Genomic DNA, 17481 nt, shown 5'->3' with positions numbered 1-17481 from the left:
GTAAAATAATACAATTGTATGTTTCAGGATGTATTAGCAGCCTTACCTTTAGGTCTTTTTTTAGCTTTTTTATTAGGTCCGGTTTTCTTTGTATTACTGGAAACCGCTGCCATTAAAGGATTTAGAGCTGCTTTTGCGTTTGATGTTGGAGTAATTCTTGCCGATATTGTTTTCCTTTTAATCGCTTATTTAAGTACTACAAAATTACTTTCCCGTATTAAAGACGATCCTGCTTTATTTCTATTTGGCGGTATGATTCTCGCTACATACGGTGTTATGAGCTTTGTACAGACTAAAAAAGTACTTAAGCAGGACGATGATACCCCCGAGATAAGAAAGCTCAGTAAAAGCGATTATTTTGGCTTAGCCGTAAAAGGATTTCTACTTAATTTTATCAATATAGGCGTGTTGGGTTTCTGGTTGGGTTTAATTATTGTCTTTGGCCCAAAACTCAATATGGAGCAGGATAGAATAATGGTTTTCTTCGGAAGTGTTTTAGGTACTTACCTTGTATTGGATATTTTTAAAATTCTACTAGCCAAAAAATTAAACCGAAAACTCACACCCACCAGGATTTATCTTATGAAAAAAGGAATTAGTATTTTATTAATTGTTTTTGGCGGTGTTCTTATATTTCAGGGGGTATTTCCAAACCAGGTTGATGGTATTAAAGATCAAATTGAATCTATTACCCCAAACGATAGCATTCCTGATTAAACCTAATTTCCGGATATATAAAATTTTTCTGATTCAATTTTTTTGGCAGCGCCAAAGGGTACAATGCTCAGAGGTAAAATTAAAACATAAAAAAAGCCCCTTTAAATAAGGAGCTTTTTTGAGGCATCGAGCGGATTCGAACCGCTGTACAAGGTTTTGCAGACCTCTGCCTAGCCACTCGGCCACGATGCCCTGTTTAAGGGTTGGCAAATGTAATAAAAATTTTAAGTTTAAAAAATAAAACTATCTCCCAGCTTCAAGATGATTATGCGATTTTAAAATGACTCTTAATTTAAGTCAAAATTTTATGATTCCTACACCGCTTTTAACCTAAAACTAACGGGATTTACTTCTAATAACACTTACCATAGCCACATTTCCACCAATGGGAGGATTAATTTTAGAAACTTCTACCTTTACCTTTTGTACCAGTATTATTTCATCTAAAACGCGATTTAAAATTCGTTCGGCCACGGTTTCCAAAAGTTTAGATCTAATGGCCATTTCTTCTTTTACAATCTTATTTAAATGTACATAGTCTATGGTATCTGCCAGGTTATCGGTCTTGGCAGAGTGAGATAAATCGCCTTTTACTTTAAGGTTTACACGATAATCACTTCCTATTTTCCCTTCTTCATCAAGGCAGCCGTGGTAGGCAAAAACCCGAATATTTCTTAATTTTATACTTCCCAAAAGATTATTTTTTATTGAATACTGGCGTTTTTTATGCCGTATTATTTCTTAAAAATACACAAGAATAGCTTGCAAAGATAAGTTGGCAGGTGCATACTATCAATTTTATTAATGAATAAGTTTTTCGCCAATTATTCCTATTAAAAAACCAAGGTTTGCGCCAAGTGCCGGTAACCAGGTTTTTTTCAATGTAACATTTGGGGCAATATCCTGAAAAATTAAATATAATATTCCTCCACTGGCAAAAGTCATAATAGCTGCAGTTACTTTTGGCAAATCCTGAAGTAAATAAAATCCGGTAACAGCGCCGATTATTCCCATAAAACTTAATAAAAACAGGATGCTAAGTGCTTTTTTAGGTTCAAATTTATTGGCTATAAGATCCTGGTAGGAATTAAATGATTCGGGTAAATTTTGAAGTCCGATAAAAATCGCCAATAACATGCCTGTTTTTCTATCGTTAGCAAAAATAGCTCCCAGGGCAAGGGCCTCGGGAATAAAATCTAATAACATCGCTATAAGTTGGGAATACCTGCTTCCAGATCGTTCTATTTTTTTATCCAGATAAAAGAAAATCAAAGCGCCTGCTGTAAAGCACAGAATGAGTGGCCCTAATTCTAATTCTTCTATTCCCTTAGGAATTAGCACCAATGCAAGAGCAGCTAATATAATACCCCCACCAAAGGCAATAACAAAATGATTAACTTCTTCAGTTCGTCTATTGTTAGAAAATTTCTTCCAAAAGAAATAGGATAATACCCCTCCAAAAAATACAGTAATACCGGAAAAAGCCGCGTAGAAAATGATACGTAAAATTTCTGGCATACTAAGTTTTTGATTTTTCTTATAGATTATAAATATATTATTTCTTGTTTTGGAAAGCTTGGGCCGGGCGATCTATTTTTTGGTAACTTTGCGCTTTATCACCTCAAAAAAGGGATATAGAAAATTATAAATAATTGTGTGATTTAACTTCCCAAATCCGGAAGTTCCTGATATTATAAATTATGGCCGAAGAAAAAAAAGGACTCAATTTTATTGAGCAAATTATAGAAGAAGATCTTCAAAATACCCACAAAAGAGAAGAATTAAAATTCAGGTTTCCACCAGAGCCCAATGGTTACCTGCATATTGGGCACGCTTCTTCTATTTGTCTCAATTTTGGTTTGGGAGAAAAATATAATGCTCCCGTAAATCTTAGATTTGACGATACCAATCCTATCAAAGAAGAGCAGGAGTATGTAGATGCCATTAAAGAAGATGTGTTGTGGCTGGGATTTAAATGGGAGAAGGAATGTTATGCCTCAGATTATTTTCAGCAGTTATACGACTGGGCTGTTGAAATGATTAAGAATGGCGATGCGTACGTAGATAGTCAAACTTCTGAAGAAATTGCCTTGCAAAAAGGAACTCCTACCGAACCCGGGAAGGAAAGTCCGTATAGAAAACGTTCTGTAGAAGAAAATCTTGAGCTTTTTGAGCAGATGAAAAATGGTGAAACTCCCGAACGTGGTCACGTACTAAGAGCCAAAATAGATATGGAATCACCTAACATGCTTATGCGGGATCCGGTGATGTATAGATGTTTACATAAAAACCACCATCGTACCAAAGATAACTGGAAAATTTATCCAATGTACGATTGGGCCCACGGAGAAAGCGATTTTATTGAAAGTATTTCTCATTCTTTTTGTACTCTAGAATTTTTACCACATCGCGAATTGTACAATTGGTTTATTGAAAAAGTTAGTAAGGAAGGGGAATTGAAGCCCAAGCAACGAGAATTTGCAAGAAGAAACCTAAGCCATACCGTAGTAAGTAAACGAAAGCTTATGCAACTGGTAGAAAAAGGCGTGGTAAAATCCTGGGATGATCCTAGAATGCCTACCATTTCGGGATTAAGAAGAAGGGGCTATACACCAAATGCTATTAGAAAATTTGCCGATTCTATAGGAGTTGGAAAACGCGAGAATATGATAGACGTGGCACATTTAGAATTTTGTGCCCGTGAAGATCTTAATAAAACAGCACCACGGGTTATGGGTGTTTTAGATCCTGTAAAATTAGTAATTACTAATTACGACGAAAGTAAAGAAGAGTGGTTGGAAGCCGAAAATAACCCAGAAGATGAGTCGGCCGGGAGCAGGAAACTACCCTTTTCAAGAGAGCTTTATATAGAAAAAGAAGATTTTAAAGAAAGTGCCAATAGAAAGTTTTTTAGGTTAACCTTAGGAAAGGAAGTTAGGTTAAAGAATGCCTATATAATAAAGGGCGAAGATGTTGTAAAAGATGCCGAAGGAAATATAACCGAAGTTCATTGTACATACGATCCAAAGAGTAGGAGTGGAAGTGGAACCGAAGAATCTATGCGAAAGGTAAAGGGCACCTTGCATTGGGTATCTGCCAAACACGCACTCGAAACCGAGGTAAGGCTTTACGACCGTTTATTTAGTGTAGAAAATCCAGATGGCGATAAAGAAAAAGACTTTATGGAATTTGTTAATCCAGATTCTCTTAAAGTAATAAATGCCTATGTAGAACCTAGTTTAAAAACGGCCGGGATTCAGGATAAATTTCAGTTTCAACGCATCGGATATTTTTGTGTAGATAAAGAATCTAAAGAAGGGCAGCCTATTTTTAATCGCACAGTAGGCTTAAGAGATTCCTGGGCAAAAAAGAAATAAGTTGGTGTTGATTTGGTTAAGTTGCTTTTTAAGAATAATTTAGTAAAGCATTTTAACATATTAACCGGTTATTAACAGCATTCGCTTTATCCATCTTGTATATTTGGATTTAGTATTAACTTAACTAATAAAAAACTATTATGGCAAATACAGGAAATACACTATTAGCATTGATTACCGGAGCTGCAATTGGAGCTGGTATAGGTATTTTATATGCTCCCGATAGCGGTGATAAAACCCGTAAAAAATTGAAGGACGAGTCTAAAAAAGCTCAGGATAAACTGAATAAGAAGTATGTTGAAACTTCTTCTAATTTAACCGAAAAAGCAAAGCAAGCTCGTGTAGATTTTGAAACGCGTTTAGAAGAAACCCTTTCCTCAGCAAGTCATAAGGCCGATGATATTCTTTCGGCTATGGAAACTAAATTGGAAGAGCTTAGAAAGCAAAATGCCAAATTACAGAAAGACGGGGATGGAAAAGATAAACCTAACAAAGCAGTAGTATAGAGAAACATTTTTATGGCTTTTGAAAAACTATCTAATAGTATAGATGAGTTAAATTATAATTTAAAGGGATTTGCACACAGCAATTCCGAATATTATAAACTCCAATTCTTTAAACAGGCAATGAAAGGGGCTACAGGTCTCGTGTTTGGTATTTTATTGGGTATTTTTTTCATTTTCGCCGTAATCCTCGTTTCCGTGGCATTGGCAATTTTAATTAGCCAGGCTATTGGTTCTCCCAGTGCCGGTTATTTTATTGTTGGAGGTTTCTATTTTTTAATTTTTATATTAATCTTTCTTTTTGGAAAAAAACCAATTGAAAAATTACTGTTGGTAAAGGCTTCAAGGAAATTTTTTAATGACTAACTATTATGAAGGAATACAGTTCATTTAAAGAAATAGATAGGGATTTGGAAATTCTGAAGCTGCAAACAAAAATAGATCAGGAAGAAATAAAATTGAATGTAGCGCAGGTTAAAAGCTCGCTATCTCCCTTATCCTTGGCCGGGAGTATGTTTGGATCAATTTTACAAAAAGCCCTAATACTTAAAGCCGTAACAAAGATTACCGGGTTAAAGAAAGTAACCGCTAAAGTAAAGACTTAGACCACTTCTTATAGATATTGAAGAAAGGTTTGAAAGTTTATTTTTCCCATCAACTCGAACTTGTTTCAGAGCCTGCTCCGGAATTTGTTTGGAGTTCTAAAAAGTTAGATTCTGAAATAAATTCAGATTGACTTATGATAGAAAAATAAGCTTCAAACCTTTTTTATTTGGTACCGCCAAAGGGTATAATATCCAGAGGTTTGCCTAGAAATTAAAAATTTGTTTCCAATGAATACCTTGTGGGCTTGCCCTGAGGTACTTTACTTACGCAAGAAGAGTTTTATTTATCTCCTTTTCGAATTATCCTGATCCTTTTTTCCCTGTTCAATTTCTTCATTTTTTTTGCGCATAGCTTCTCCAATTTGGTTAGATGCTGTAAAAGAAGCCACCATATTATTTAGCATATCGCTTCCTGCCTGTGGAGAATTAGGCAATAAAATAAGATTGCTGTTGGTTTCTTCACCAATGGCCTGCAAAGTATCGTAATGTTGAGTTACCACAATTAGAGCTGATGCCTCCTGAGAGTTTATCCCAACATTATTTAATACATCTACACTTTCTTCAAGGCCTCTGGCAATTTCCCTTCTCTGGTCGGCAATTCCCTGCCCTTGTAAACGTTTGCTCTCTGCTTCGGCTCGTGCTTTGGCGACAATGCGTATTCTTTCGGCCTCTCCTTCGTATTCTGCGGCCACTTTCTCGCGTTCTGCCGAGTTTATTCGGTTCATGGCTTGCTTTACCTGTTCGTCGGGATCTATGTCTGTTACAAGCGTTTTAATGATGTTATAACCATAATCTTGCATAGATTGATTGAGCTCACGATTAACCGCAATGGCAATATCATCTTTGCGTTCAAAAACATCATCCAAAATCATTTTTGGAACTTCGGCCCGCACTACATCAAAAACATAGGACGTAATTTGATCTGATGGGCTTTCCAGTTTATAGAAAGCATCGTAAATATTGTTTCTAATTACCTGAAATTGTACCGAAATTTTTAGCTTAACAAATACATTATCCTTGGTTTTGGTCTCTACCAACACATCAAGTTGCTGTACCTTTAAATTAATTCTACCGGCAATTTGGTCTATTACAGGAATTTTTAAATGAAGTCCGGAGTTTTTAATACTTCTAAATTTTCCAAAGCGTTCAATGATCGCGGCTTTTTGCTGTCGCACGGTAAAAATCCCGCTAAAAAGAATCAATAGTATTAAAATAATAGCAATGGGGAGAAAAAGATAACTAAGCATAGTAGAATTTTATAGTTTGATTGTTCCCTAATATAGTGAAACTTTGCTCGATAATTGAGTTTAAGATTACAGGGCTTGCCTATAAATCAAATTATATTTTCCAAAAATAATGGCTAGAGGTTCCCAGCAGGTAGTTTAGTTAGCTATGCGGTAGAAGTTAAGAATAAAAAATAGGCTGTTTAAAAAACTTAGAAAAGGTCGAAGCTGTTTGAAAAGGTTTTAAAACCGTCATCTTGAATTTATTTCAAAGCCTGCCCCGATTCTTTATCGGGGATCTAACGTGTTGGTAATTAAAAACATGTTAGAAGCTGAAACAAGTTCAGATTGACAAGAATAGACTTTTCAGACAGCCTCCTAAGATGATACTAATTTGCTACATATTAGAAGCTGAAAACAAGTTCAGCTTGACGATAAAATACAGTTTTCAAACAGCCTACTTTTATATGTAAACCTGAATTAATTTATCCCAGTGTTTCTATTGCTTTTTGCAAGCGGGAAATACTTTCTTCTTTGCCTATCATTTCGGCAATTTCGTAAAGATCGGGTCCCTGCATAGCACCCACCAGGGCTAACCTAAAAGGCTGCATTACTTTTCCAAAACCAACTTCTTTTTGTTGTATCCAGGCTTTTACTTCGGCCTGTACGGCTTCGGCTTTAAAATCTTCCTGTTCTTTTAATACCTCAGTTAATTCCTTCATCAAACTGGCCGTACCTTCTTTCCAGGCTTTTTTTGCATTTTTAGGATCGTATGAAGTAGGGGCAATAAAGAAAAAATAACCTTGTTCCCATATATCATTTACAAAAACAGCACGCTCTTTCATTAAGCTTACTACTTTTAAAATATAGCCCGGATCAGCTTCAATTTCCTTTTTCTCAATTATTTTCTCCAGTTTTTCAGCGATTACTTTAGCATCAGCTTCCTGCATATAATGTTGCTGGAACCATTTGGTCTTCTCCGGGTCAAATTTTGCCCCAGCTTTATGTACACGGCTTATTTCAAAAGCTTCAACCAGTTCGTTTAGTTTAAAGAATTCCTGCTCAGTCCCCGGATTCCATCCTAAAAAGGCCAGCATGTTGGTGACAGCTTCCGGAAAATAGCCATCTTCTCTATAGCCTGCCGAAATTTCTCCTGAATTTGGATCTTTCCATTCCAGTGGAAATACCGGGAAACCTAACTTATCTCCATCTCTTTTGCTTAATTTACCTTTTCCCTGTGGTTTTAAAATAAGCGGTAAATGGGCAAATTTAGGCGTATCCCACCCAAAAGCTCGGTATAACATAAAATGAAGTGCTAACGATGGCAACCATTCTTCACCACGTATTACGTGAGAGATTTTCATTAAATGATCGTCTACAATATTCGCTAGGTGATAGGTTGGCATTCCATCACTTTTAAATAAAACTTTATCGTCTAAAGTGCTGGTATCAATTTCCATTTCACCTCGAATTTCGTCTGATATGTGAAGCATTTCATCTTCTGGAGATTTAAACCTTATTACATAATTCTCATCGGCATCTAACTTATCTCTCACTTCATCTTCAGAAAGGGCAAGGGAATTCTGCAATTTCATGCGGTTATGCCAATTGTAGATAAAAGTTTTCCCATTTTCTTCATGCTCTTTTCTATGTGCATCTAATTCTTCGGCAGTATCAAACGCATAATAGGCCAAATCTTTTTTTATAAGTTCTTCGGCATATTTTTTATAAATATCTTTGCGTTCACTTTGGCGATAGGGACCATAATCTCCTTCTTTCTCCGGACCTTCATCAAAAGGAATTCCGCACCAATTTAGGGATTCAACAATATAATCTTCGGCGCCTTCTACATATCGGTTTTGATCGGTATCTTCTATACGCAATACAAAATCTCCCTTATGTTTTTTGGCAAATAAATAATTATATAAAGCCGTTCTAACCCCTCCAATATGTAAAGGGCCGGTTGGACTTGGCGCAAAACGCACGCGAACTTTAGCAGGCATATGTTATTTTGTTTTTTTAATTGCAAAGATACAACCTTATTAAACGAAACCTAATGAGAGCCTTATCAATACTCCGTAGAAATTACTGCATAATCTAGATTAACCCCGATGACTCTATCGGGACTTTTAGATTTGTCTTAAAACAAAAAACTTTCCGTTTAATGCCTCGATGGCTTGCCACGAGATAATTTACCTCCGCTAAAATTGTTGTATTTTTAAGCTTTGATTATGGAAAATTTTAAACAAATTAAAGGAAAGTTGGCAGGCTTTATCAGGAAGTTTTACCTGAATAAATTGCTAAAAGGAGTAATCTTATTCCTGGGCATTGGTTTGCTTTATTTTTTGATGGTGTTAGCTATTGAACATTATTTTTGGTTGGAACCGGCAGCAAGAACTTTTCTTTTCTGGATTTTTATTGGGGTAGAGGCAATGCTTTTGGGCTACTTTGTTTTAATGCCCATAACGAAACTTTTTAAATTTTCTAAAGGGATAAGCAATGAAGAAGCTTCAAGAATAATAGGAGCACATTTTCCTGAGGTGAATGACAAATTATTGAATATACTTCAGCTAAAAAAAGATACGCATCAATCAGAATTATTGTTAGCAGGAATTGAACAAAAATCGGCTCAATTAAACAAGGTTCCTTTTACCCGTGCCGTAGATTATAAAGAGAATAAAAAATATTTAAAATACACTTTATTTCCACTGATTTTGATTTTAGGCCTTTTGATAACAGGAAATATAAGTCTTGTGGCTGCGCCTCTAGACCGGCTGGCAAAATATAATTCTCAATTTGAAGCCCCTGCACCATTTGAATTTATAATCTTGAATGATTCTTTAAAGGCCAGGGAATTTTCTGAATATAAAATCCTGGTAAAAACAAAAGGAGATATTATTCCCGAAAAGCCTGAAATTTCTTACAACAACCAAACCTATTTTTTAAAACAAATCGCGCCCGGAAATTTTGAATATACATTTAAACGACTTCAGAATGATTTGCAATTTAGATTACATGCCAATGAAATAAATTCTAAAACTTACACGCTTAAAACATTAAAAGTACCCAAATTATTAGATTTCAATTTAAAACTTACTTATCCCAATTATATAGGAAGACGAAGCGACAGCATAAATGGTTCAGGAAATATAACTGTTCCGGAAGGCACAAAAATTACCTGGGATTTTATGACCAGAAATACTGGAATAGTAAATTTTTCCACTAAAGATTCGTTAATAAAATTACCGGTTCAAAATACAAATGTTCAGTATTCCCAAAGCCTTTATTCTAATTTAAACTACAGTCTTAGTACATCAAATACTTCCATTAAAAACTTTGAAGCAATAGACTACTCTATAAATGTAATTAAAGATGAATATCCCAAAATTGAAATTCAGCAGAAAATAGATAGTATTGACGGTCGTACCCAATATTTCTATGGTAAACTTTCAGATGATTATGGTTTAAATAGCTTGAATTTGATTTATTATATTGATAATAAGGAAGATAGCCTTAAAAAGCAGGAAATCTTAATTTCTAAAGCTGCTTTTGATGATTTTCACTATACGTTTCCCGGAAATTTAGATTTAATACCGGGAGAGACCTATAATTTTTATTTTAAAGTTTGGGATAATGATGGTGTGAATGGAAGTAAGAGCAGCAAAAGTTCGGTTTTTAGTTATAGAAAACAAACTGCGGCCGAAATAGAGGAGGAGCAATTAGAACAGCAGGGCGAATCTATAAATAAACTTAGCGAAAGTCTGGAGAATATAAAATCTTCAGAAGAGGAGTTGGAGGAACTCAATAGGCTTCAGAAGGAGAACAAAAACCTGGATTATAATCAGCGTAAAAAACTTGAAAATTTTATTCAGCGACAAAAGCAACAATCGGAAATGATGCGAAATTATTCTGAAAAACTCAAGAATAGCTTTGAGCAAAATCAGGATGAATTCGATACAAATTCTCCCGAAGAGGAAGAATTGAAAAAGCGTTTAGATAGAAATGAAAAACGCTTACAGGAAAACGAAGCCTTATTAGATGAATTACAAAAAATAGCCGATAAGATTAATCGGGAAGAATTAGGGGAAAAATTAGAAGAATTGTCTAAAAGAAATCAAACTGAAGAACGAAATTTAGAACAACTTCTGGAATTGACGAAGCAATATTATGTTGAAGAAAAACTACAAAAATTATCCAGGGATTTATCTGAACTTTCAGAAAGACAGGAGAAATTATCAGAAAATTCTGATGTAGATAAACTTAAAAAACAGCAGGAAATTTCAGCAGAATTTAATGAATTCCGTGAGGAAATGGATCAGTTGGAAAAGGATAATAATCAATTGCAAAAGCCAAAAGATCTTCCCCGGGATGATGTTGACGAAGAAAGTATAAAAAATGAATTAAAGGAAGCAGAAGAGAATATTGAAAGTGGTAACGAGCAAAAAACAAAAGAGAAGCAAAAAAATGCTGCACAACAAATGGAAGAAATGAGTCAAAAAATGCAGCAACGCTCTATGCAACAAAGTGGAGAAGCATTAAAAGCAGATATCGAAACACTACGACAAATATTGGATAATTTAGTCACCTTTTCTTTTCAGCAGGAAGATTTGTTTGAAGTTTTTAGTAAGATTGATATAGACAACCCGGGCTATGCTTCTAAGCTTAGAAGGCAAAGCGATCTTCGAGAAAATTTTAGACATATAGACGATAGTTTGTATTCCCTGGCCTTAAGCAACCCTATGATTACAGAGAATATAACAGAAAACTTAACCGATATTGAATTTGAAATTGATAAATCCCTGGAGCGGCTGGCAGAAAATGAATTGTCTCGTGGCACGGCCAGTCAACAGTATGTAATTACCGGTGCTAACGATTTGGCCGTTATGTTAAGTGAAATTTTAGCTGTGATGCAACAACAGGCCAATCCGCAATTAGGAAAAGGGCAGGGGGAGCAGTCAGATTTTCAACTTCAGGATATTATTAAAAAACAACAGGAAATTAATAAAGATTTCCAGGAACACCAACAGCAGAAAAATGGAGAGCAGCAGGAAGGTAAAAAGCCCGGAGAGGGGATGGGGGAAGGAGAAATGGAGCAACTATATGAAATTTATAAAGAACAGCAACAGCTCAGGCAAAGATTGCAGGACTTAAATAAGAAAAATGGGTCTGTAAAGGGCAAGCAAATTGAAATGGAAATGAGGAAGGCTGAAGAGCAATTGCTTGATAAGGGCTTTGATCCTCAAAATCTTCAGCAATTGCTAAAATTGGAACACCAACTAATTGAATTGGAAGATGCACTTTTGCAACAGGGAAGAAATAACAAACGGGAATCTGAGACCAGCCAAAAGGAATTTAATAATTCTGCTAAAGATCAAAGTATTAAGGCTAAAGAATATTTTAATTCTATCGAAATTTTAAATAGACAAAGCTTACCTTTGCGGCAAATTTATAAACAGAAAGTAAAAAATTATTTTGAGCGAACAGATAATTAATTTTTATTCGGAGAACGATTTTGAACTTCAGGAAGAAAACAAGATTGATTCCTGGATAAGAAATGTAATTGCTTCAGAGGAAAAGGACCTGGGAGAAATCAATTATATTTTTTGTGATGACGATTATCTGCATAAGATCAATCTTAAATTTTTGAATCACGACACCTATACCGATATTATCTCGTTTGATAATACCGAAGGGAATGAGCTTAATGGTGATATTTTTATTAGTACAGATAGGGTGGTTGAAAATGCTAAGGAATACAATGTTGAGTTTAACCAGGAAATAAAGCGGGTTATGGCTCATGGTATTTTGCACCTATGTGGATATCGTGATAAAACTGAAAGTGAAGCTGCTTTAATGCGACAGAAGGAAGACGAAAAGATTGCATTGTTCCACGTGGAACAATAAATTTGGAAAGAAGAAATTTTATGTTCGAAAGTGAATATGATGTTATAGTTGTAGGTGCTGGGCACGCAGGAAGTGAAGCTGCGGCTGCGGCTGCTAATATGGGTTCAAAAACCTTGTTGGTAACCATGAATCTTCAAAATATAGCGCAAATGAGTTGCAATCCAGCTATGGGTGGAATTGCAAAAGGGCAAATTTTGCGGGAGATTGATGCTATGGGTGGCTATAGCGGCTTGGTGAGTGATACCAGTGCTATTCAGTTTAAAATGCTAAATAAATCTAAGGGTCCCGCTATGTGGAGTCCCAGAGTGCAAAGCGATAGAATGATGTTTGCAGAGCATTGGCGATTACGCCTGGAGCAAACACCTAATTTAGATTTTTATCAGGAAATGGTAGCCGGTTTAATCCTGGAAGGAGATAAAATAAAGGGAGTGAAAACCTCACTTGGTTTAGAAATTAAAGCTAAATCTGTAGTCCTAACCAACGGTACTTTTTTAAATGGTTTAATTCATATTGGCGATAAGAATTTTGGTGGGGGTAGAGCAGGAGAAAGAGCTGCTACCGGTATTACAAAAGATTTGGTTGATGCAGGTTTTGAATCGGGGAGAATGAAAACCGGAACTCCTCCAAGGGTTGATGGTAGGTCTTTGGATTATTCTAAAATGATAGAACAACCAGGTGATGATCAACCTGCTAAATTTTCGTTTTTAGCCGAAACTAAACCTTTAGAAAAACAGCGTTCCTGTTATATGACTTATACTTCTCCTGAAGTACATAATATTCTTAAAGATGGCTTTGATAGATCGCCTATGTTTAATGGGAGGATTCAAAGTATAGGTCCTAGGTATTGTCCAAGTATTGAGGATAAAATTAATCGATTTGCCGATAAGGACAGGCACCAGCTTTTTGTTGAACCCGAAGGTTGGAATACTGTTGAAGTGTATGTAAACGGTTTTTCTACATCGCTTCCGGAAGATATACAATTTAAAGCTTTGCGCTCTGTGGCTGGCTTTGAAAATGTGAAATTCTTTAGACCCGGTTATGCGATTGAATACGATTATTTCCCGCCAACGCAATTAAAGCATACTCTGGAAACTAAACTGGTTGATGGTTTATTTTTTGCCGGTCAAATTAATGGAACTACCGGTTATGAAGAAGCCGCTTGCCAGGGTTTAATGGCGGGTATAAATGCCGCATTAAAAGTTCAGGAGAAGGAGGAATTTATCATTAAAAGAAATGAGGCATATATTGGGGTGCTTATAGACGATCTTATAACAAAGGGTACTGAAGAACCTTATAGAATGTTTACTTCTCGTGCTGAATACAGAACTTTGTTGCGTCAGGATAATGCCGATTTTAGATTAACCGAACGCTCTTATAAATTAGGTTTGGCATCTGAAGAACGTATGCGGAAGATGGAAGATAAGAAACAGAAATCTACCGATTTTGTAAAATTTCTAAAAAATAAAAGTGTTTCTCACGACGATGCAAACCCTATTTTAGAGGCGAATAATTCTTCGCCTATGAAACAAAGTGATAAGATTTTTAAAATATTTTCACGGCCTAATATCACCATGAATGATGTTCGAAAATTCCCGGGGGTAGAGGAATATATTCAAGAGAATAATTTGAATACCGAGATTTTAGAACAAAGCGAAATTCAGGTAAAATATTCCGGTTATATCGAAAAAGAAAGAAATAATGCCGACAAATTGAATAGGTTGGAGGATGTAAAAATTCCTCAGGGGTTTGATTATTCTAAGATAAAATCTATGTCGTTTGAGGCCAGGGAAAAATTAAAAAAGGTGCAGCCTACTTCAATCTCACAAGCCTCAAGAATAAGTGGGGTAAGTCCTAACGATATTTCGGTTTTGTTGGTTTATATGGGGAGATAATTTAAATGTTCCACGTGGAACAAGTCTAAAAAATTGAAGCTTAAAAGCTGTATTTATTAGTACTAATAAAACTGTTTTTAAGGAAGAAGTATGTTTAATTGATTTTAAAATTTAGCTTGGTTCATAACTCAAATATTCAATCTCGATTCTTGTTTAATTCTAAAATGGATTAGGTTACAGAATTAATTGGAATCTTATAAAATTGAATAGCAACCTAAAACTATATTAAAAATCTAAATAGAGATCGCTATTTTATTTGCGTGTAATTCTTGTAATTTGAAAGGATGCCATTCTGAAAAGGATGGCAGTTTTATATAGGATGCTTTTCAAGAAATAATGGGAAAATCACATTTTAAAACCCTGATCAAAATTTTATGTAATGGCCAATAAAAAATTTCATGTAATCTGTAAAGATCATTTAGTTTCCGGTGAGGAATTTCGGTTACAATTAAGAAGCGATTTTGCGATATTGGAAACCATTCCAAAACCTGAAAATGTTTCGGCTTATTACCAAAGTGAAGATTATATTTCTCATACAGATGCCAGTAAAAGTTTTACCGATAAAATTTACCATGTAGTTAAAAATTTTATGCTCCTACAAAAATTGAAGTGGATCCATAAAGTTTCAAAAGGAAATAACTTATTAGACATCGGGGCAGGGACAGGTGATTTTTTAGTGACGGCAAAAAAGAAAGAATGGAATGTTGCCGGAGTGGAACCAAATACACAGGCAAGAAAATTGGCCCAGGAAAAAGGGATTGAACTTAAAGAAGATTTAACTCAATTTAAAGATGCTTCTTTCGATGTGATAAGTATGTGGCATGTTTTAGAACATGTTCCAGATTTAGATTCTCAAATTGAAAATTTGGCTCGTTTGTTAAAACCAAATGGAGTAGCGGTTATAGCCGTTCCTAATTTTAAAAGTTTTGATGCAAAGCATTACCGCAAATTTTGGGCTGCTTATGATGTGCCAAGACATCTTTGGCATTTTTCCCAACAAGGCATTACCGAATTGTTTAAAAAACATAATTTTAAAAAGATTCAAACAAAACCTCTGGTTTTCGATTCATTTTATGTAAGTCTGCTTTCCGAAAAAAACAAAACAGGACAACCAAATATGTTGAGGGCATTTAAAATAGGTTTGCAATCTAATTTAAAAGCACAGAACACTTCAGAGTATTCTTCACTGGTTTATTTCTTTCAAAAAACTTAAAATTTGCATTTTAAGCTTGTTTAAGCGCTTTTTAATGAATTTACAATACTTTACCTGTCTTTATCTTAGAAATTAGCTTATTCTTAAGCTATTTAAGTTGATTTCTATTTGTTTAATTTATTGTAGTTAAGTTGTATATAAGTATTTCTTATATACAGTTTATAGCTTAATTTTGATTTATATTGAAAATTAAGTTTGCCTACATTTGCTGCAAATAAATTAAACTAATGATGAAAAAATTTTTAATGATTTTGGTAGTTGCTGTTTTATTAACATCCTGTGACCAGGAAAAAACAGCTTATGTAGATACCACTAAACTTATTCAGGAGTACAAAGAAATGAAAGATGTAGAGGCCGACTTTACCTCTAAATCAGATTCAGTAAAAAGGCAACTAGATTCTATTGCCAGAGGATTTCAACAGGAAGTTCAGGCTTACCAGCAGGAAATGAATTCTATGTCGCAGTCGCAGCGTCAGGAAAAAGAGCAGGAACTAATGCAAAAGCAACAAAGAATTCAGCAACAACAGCAAATGCAGGGCAATAGACTTAGAGAGCAGAGCGACGCTGTTATAGATTCTATTGTAAATAAAGTAAAAGATTATGTAGCAGATTATGGGGAAGAGAATGGTTACACTTATATTTTTGGCTCTAACGAGTCGGCAAATATAATGTATGCTAAAGATGGAAAAGATCTAACCCAGGAAATTCTGGATAACTTGAATAAAACTTATAATAAGAACTAAATAGAGGTTCTGAGGTTTCTAAATAGGTCTGAGAAGTCATTCTTTTCGTCAAGCTGAACTTGTTTCAGCTTCTAAGTTAATTTTACCTAGATCCTGAAATAAATTCCTTTAGACTTGCAAGAGTAAAATTTGTGTAAATTAAGGATTAAAAAAGAGTAGGCTAACTATAACAAGTTCCAGTTAAAAGAGCTATATGCTGATTCAGTACCTACTCTTTCCCTAAATAGTAACTCAAATAGAAATTCGGGATTAAAAGCCCATTATTAAGGAATTGAGTCCTATTTAATTTAATCCATTCATAACTAAAACCAAAATTATGAAAAATTCATTGACTTTTGTAGGTATTGATATCAGTAAAAACACATTGGATATTTGTTCTATAAAAGGTGAGAAGAAACTGGCCAAACGTATTGATAACAACAAAAAAGCTATAAAAGTTTTTTTTAGTGGCTCAAAGCCACAAAGTTTAAAAGTCTGTATTGAGAATACGGGGCGATATGGCCGTAAGATTATTGAAGTCTTAACCTCTTTAAATATCGTTTTTTACGAAGTAAATCCTTTGCATTTACACAAAAGTATTGGACTCACCAGAGGAAAAGATGATATTATAGATGCCTTCCGTATTGCTAAATTCCTGGAAAAAAACCACACAGAACTCGAACCACATCAAAAACCAGAACCGGGAATAGAAAAGCTGAAAGCACTTATATCCCATAGGAACCTGTTAATTAAGCAAAGAGCCCAACTCAAAGCAAAAAACAAAGAAAACCTACTGATTGCAGATCTTGACTTGCCGCAACTGGAAGAGCACGGAGCTGAACTTATTCAATTACTAACTGAAAAAATAAAACAAACCGACAAATCAATAATTGAGGTTATTGAGCACAATAGTGTATTGAAGCACCAATACCATTTAATACGTGCTATTCCTGGAGTAGGTCCTATTTTATCGTGGAATATGTTGATTAAAACAAATGCATTTAAATCGATCACAAATCCTCGTAAATTTGCCTGTTATGCTGGAGTGGCGCCATTTTCAAAAAGTTCAGGAACTTCTGTTTTTGGTAGGGCATCGGTTTCTATCTATGCAGATAAAGGCATTAAGAAAATACTGCATTTAGCAGCCATGAGGGCGATCCAATTGCCTTCTGATTTAAAACAATATTACCATCGAAAGGTAAATGAAGGCAAAAACAAAATGAGCGTCTTAAATGCTGTAAGAAATAAGATCATTCATAGAATTTTTGCCATCATAAAAAATCAAAAAATATATAATAATAACTTGCAAGTGTCATAGAAATCAG

15 protein-coding genes and 1 tRNA gene are annotated in these 17481 nt (G+C 34.9%); 11 read left to right on the top strand and 5 right to left on the bottom strand.

Going from position 1 to position 17481, the window contains the following annotated elements; translation table 11 throughout:
* Window positions 1–18 precede the first annotated feature (18 nt).
* Window positions 19–717, top strand: coding sequence for a LysE family translocator (locus tag I6U49_RS05050; protein ID WP_198627834.1), 699 nt, complete (start codon window positions 19–21; stop codon window positions 715–717).
* Between the two features lie 121 nt (window positions 718–838).
* Here the strand turns inward: I6U49_RS05050 and I6U49_RS05045 are convergent.
* From I6U49_RS05045 to I6U49_RS05035, 3 genes are all read right to left on the bottom strand, one after another.
* A tRNA-Cys gene (locus tag I6U49_RS05045) sits at window positions 839–909 on the bottom strand.
* 144 nt (window positions 910–1053) lie between these two features.
* The gene (folB, locus tag I6U49_RS05040) at window positions 1054–1410 is read right to left on the bottom strand and encodes a dihydroneopterin aldolase (protein ID WP_193712290.1); all 357 of its coding nucleotides are present in this window, start codon (window positions 1408–1410) and stop codon (window positions 1054–1056) included.
* A 108-nt stretch (window positions 1411–1518) separates the two neighbouring features.
* Window positions 1519–2235 carry a ZIP family metal transporter gene (locus I6U49_RS05035; protein ID WP_198627833.1) on the bottom strand — a complete coding sequence of 239 codons (717 nt, stop codon included), beginning with the start codon at window positions 2233–2235 and terminating at the stop codon, window positions 1519–1521.
* Window positions 2236–2417: 182 nt separating this feature from the next.
* On the opposite strand from I6U49_RS05035, the gene I6U49_RS05030 reads away from it, so the two are divergent.
* From I6U49_RS05030 to I6U49_RS05015, 4 genes are all read left to right on the top strand, one after another.
* The gene (locus I6U49_RS05030) at window positions 2418–4094 is read left to right on the top strand and encodes a glutamine--tRNA ligase/YqeY domain fusion protein (protein WP_198627832.1); all 1677 of its coding nucleotides are present in this window, start codon (window positions 2418–2420) and stop codon (window positions 4092–4094) included.
* 140 nt (window positions 4095–4234) lie between these two features.
* Complete coding sequence (locus I6U49_RS05025; protein ID WP_198627831.1) at window positions 4235–4600, top strand: YtxH domain-containing protein; 366 nt, start codon at window positions 4235–4237, stop codon at window positions 4598–4600.
* Between the two features lie 12 nt (window positions 4601–4612).
* Window positions 4613–4963: a phage holin family protein gene (locus I6U49_RS05020; protein ID WP_198627830.1), complete on the top strand. Its 351-nt coding sequence runs from the start codon at window positions 4613–4615 to the stop codon at window positions 4961–4963.
* 5 nt (window positions 4964–4968) lie between these two features.
* Window positions 4969–5202, top strand: coding sequence for a DUF6327 family protein (locus I6U49_RS05015; protein ID WP_193712295.1), 234 nt, complete (start codon window positions 4969–4971; stop codon window positions 5200–5202).
* 284 nt (window positions 5203–5486) lie between these two features.
* Here I6U49_RS05015 and I6U49_RS05010 read toward each other — a convergent pair whose 3' ends face one another.
* Both I6U49_RS05010 and gltX read right to left on the bottom strand, forming a co-directional pair.
* Window positions 5487–6449, bottom strand: a complete 963-nt coding sequence (locus I6U49_RS05010; protein WP_193712296.1) for an SPFH domain-containing protein — start codon at window positions 6447–6449, stop codon at window positions 5487–5489.
* 461 nt (window positions 6450–6910) lie between these two features.
* Complete coding sequence (gene gltX / locus I6U49_RS05005) at window positions 6911–8428, bottom strand: glutamate--tRNA ligase (protein ID WP_198627829.1); 1518 nt, start codon at window positions 8426–8428, stop codon at window positions 6911–6913.
* 228 nt (window positions 8429–8656) lie between these two features.
* Here gltX and I6U49_RS05000 point away from each other — a divergent pair, with 228 nt between their 5' ends.
* From I6U49_RS05000 to I6U49_RS04975, 6 genes are all read left to right on the top strand, one after another.
* A complete protein-coding gene (locus I6U49_RS05000; RefSeq protein WP_198627828.1) occupies window positions 8657–11917 on the top strand; it encodes a DUF4175 family protein in 3261 nt (1086 codons plus the stop codon).
* Window positions 11910–12329 (top strand): rRNA maturation RNase YbeY, encoded by a 420-nt coding sequence (ybeY, locus tag I6U49_RS04995; protein WP_198627942.1) that lies wholly within the window; start codon window positions 11910–11912, stop codon window positions 12327–12329. The genes I6U49_RS05000 and ybeY overlap by 8 nt, the downstream gene beginning before the upstream one ends.
* A 20-nt stretch (window positions 12330–12349) precedes the next feature.
* Window positions 12350–14221 carry a tRNA uridine-5-carboxymethylaminomethyl(34) synthesis enzyme MnmG gene (gene mnmG / locus I6U49_RS04990; protein ID WP_198627827.1) on the top strand — a complete coding sequence of 624 codons (1872 nt, stop codon included), beginning with the start codon at window positions 12350–12352 and terminating at the stop codon, window positions 14219–14221.
* Between the two features lie 379 nt (window positions 14222–14600).
* Window positions 14601–15434, top strand: coding sequence for a class I SAM-dependent methyltransferase (locus I6U49_RS04985; RefSeq protein ID WP_198627826.1), 834 nt, complete (start codon window positions 14601–14603; stop codon window positions 15432–15434).
* 227 nt (window positions 15435–15661) lie between these two features.
* Window positions 15662–16177, top strand: a complete 516-nt coding sequence (locus tag I6U49_RS04980) for an OmpH family outer membrane protein (RefSeq protein ID WP_317191844.1) — start codon at window positions 15662–15664, stop codon at window positions 16175–16177.
* A gap of 316 nt (window positions 16178–16493) precedes the next feature.
* Complete coding sequence (locus I6U49_RS04975; RefSeq protein ID WP_198627550.1) at window positions 16494–17474, top strand: IS110 family RNA-guided transposase; 981 nt, start codon at window positions 16494–16496, stop codon at window positions 17472–17474.
* Window positions 17475–17481: the final 7 nt, after the last annotated feature.

Source organism: Salegentibacter maritimus (assembly GCF_016236915.1).
In the GTDB taxonomy this organism is placed as follows: Bacteria; Bacteroidota; Bacteroidia; order Flavobacteriales; family Flavobacteriaceae; genus Salegentibacter; species Salegentibacter maritimus.
This window is presented reverse-complemented; position numbering and strand designations above follow the sequence as displayed.

Bases quoted from the DNA above. Each gene is read 5' to 3' on its own strand.
- I6U49_RS05050 (WP_198627834.1), top strand. From the start codon at position 19: ATGTTTCAGGATGTATTAGCAGCCTTACCTTTAGGTCTTTTTTTAGCT.
- I6U49_RS05035 (WP_198627833.1), bottom strand. From the start codon at position 2,235: ATGCCAGAAATTTTACGTATCATTTTCTACGCGGCTTTTTCCGGTATT.
- I6U49_RS05030 (WP_198627832.1), top strand. From the start codon at position 2,418: ATGGCCGAAGAAAAAAAAGGACTCAATTTTATTGAGCAAATTATAGAA.
- I6U49_RS05025 (WP_198627831.1), top strand. From the start codon at position 4,235: ATGGCAAATACAGGAAATACACTATTAGCATTGATTACCGGAGCTGCA.
- I6U49_RS05020 (WP_198627830.1), top strand. From the start codon at position 4,613: ATGGCTTTTGAAAAACTATCTAATAGTATAGATGAGTTAAATTATAAT.
- I6U49_RS05015 (WP_193712295.1), top strand. From the start codon at position 4,969: ATGAAGGAATACAGTTCATTTAAAGAAATAGATAGGGATTTGGAAATT.
- I6U49_RS05010 (WP_193712296.1), bottom strand. From the start codon at position 6,449: ATGCTTAGTTATCTTTTTCTCCCCATTGCTATTATTTTAATACTATTG.
- gltX (WP_198627829.1), bottom strand. From the start codon at position 8,428: ATGCCTGCTAAAGTTCGCGTGCGTTTTGCGCCAAGTCCAACCGGCCCT.
- I6U49_RS05000 (WP_198627828.1), top strand. From the start codon at position 8,657: ATGGAAAATTTTAAACAAATTAAAGGAAAGTTGGCAGGCTTTATCAGG.
- mnmG (WP_198627827.1), top strand. From the start codon at position 12,350: ATGTTCGAAAGTGAATATGATGTTATAGTTGTAGGTGCTGGGCACGCA.
- I6U49_RS04985 (WP_198627826.1), top strand. From the start codon at position 14,601: ATGGCCAATAAAAAATTTCATGTAATCTGTAAAGATCATTTAGTTTCC.
- I6U49_RS04980 (WP_317191844.1), top strand. From the start codon at position 15,662: ATGATGAAAAAATTTTTAATGATTTTGGTAGTTGCTGTTTTATTAACA.
- I6U49_RS04975 (WP_198627550.1), top strand. From the start codon at position 16,494: ATGAAAAATTCATTGACTTTTGTAGGTATTGATATCAGTAAAAACACA.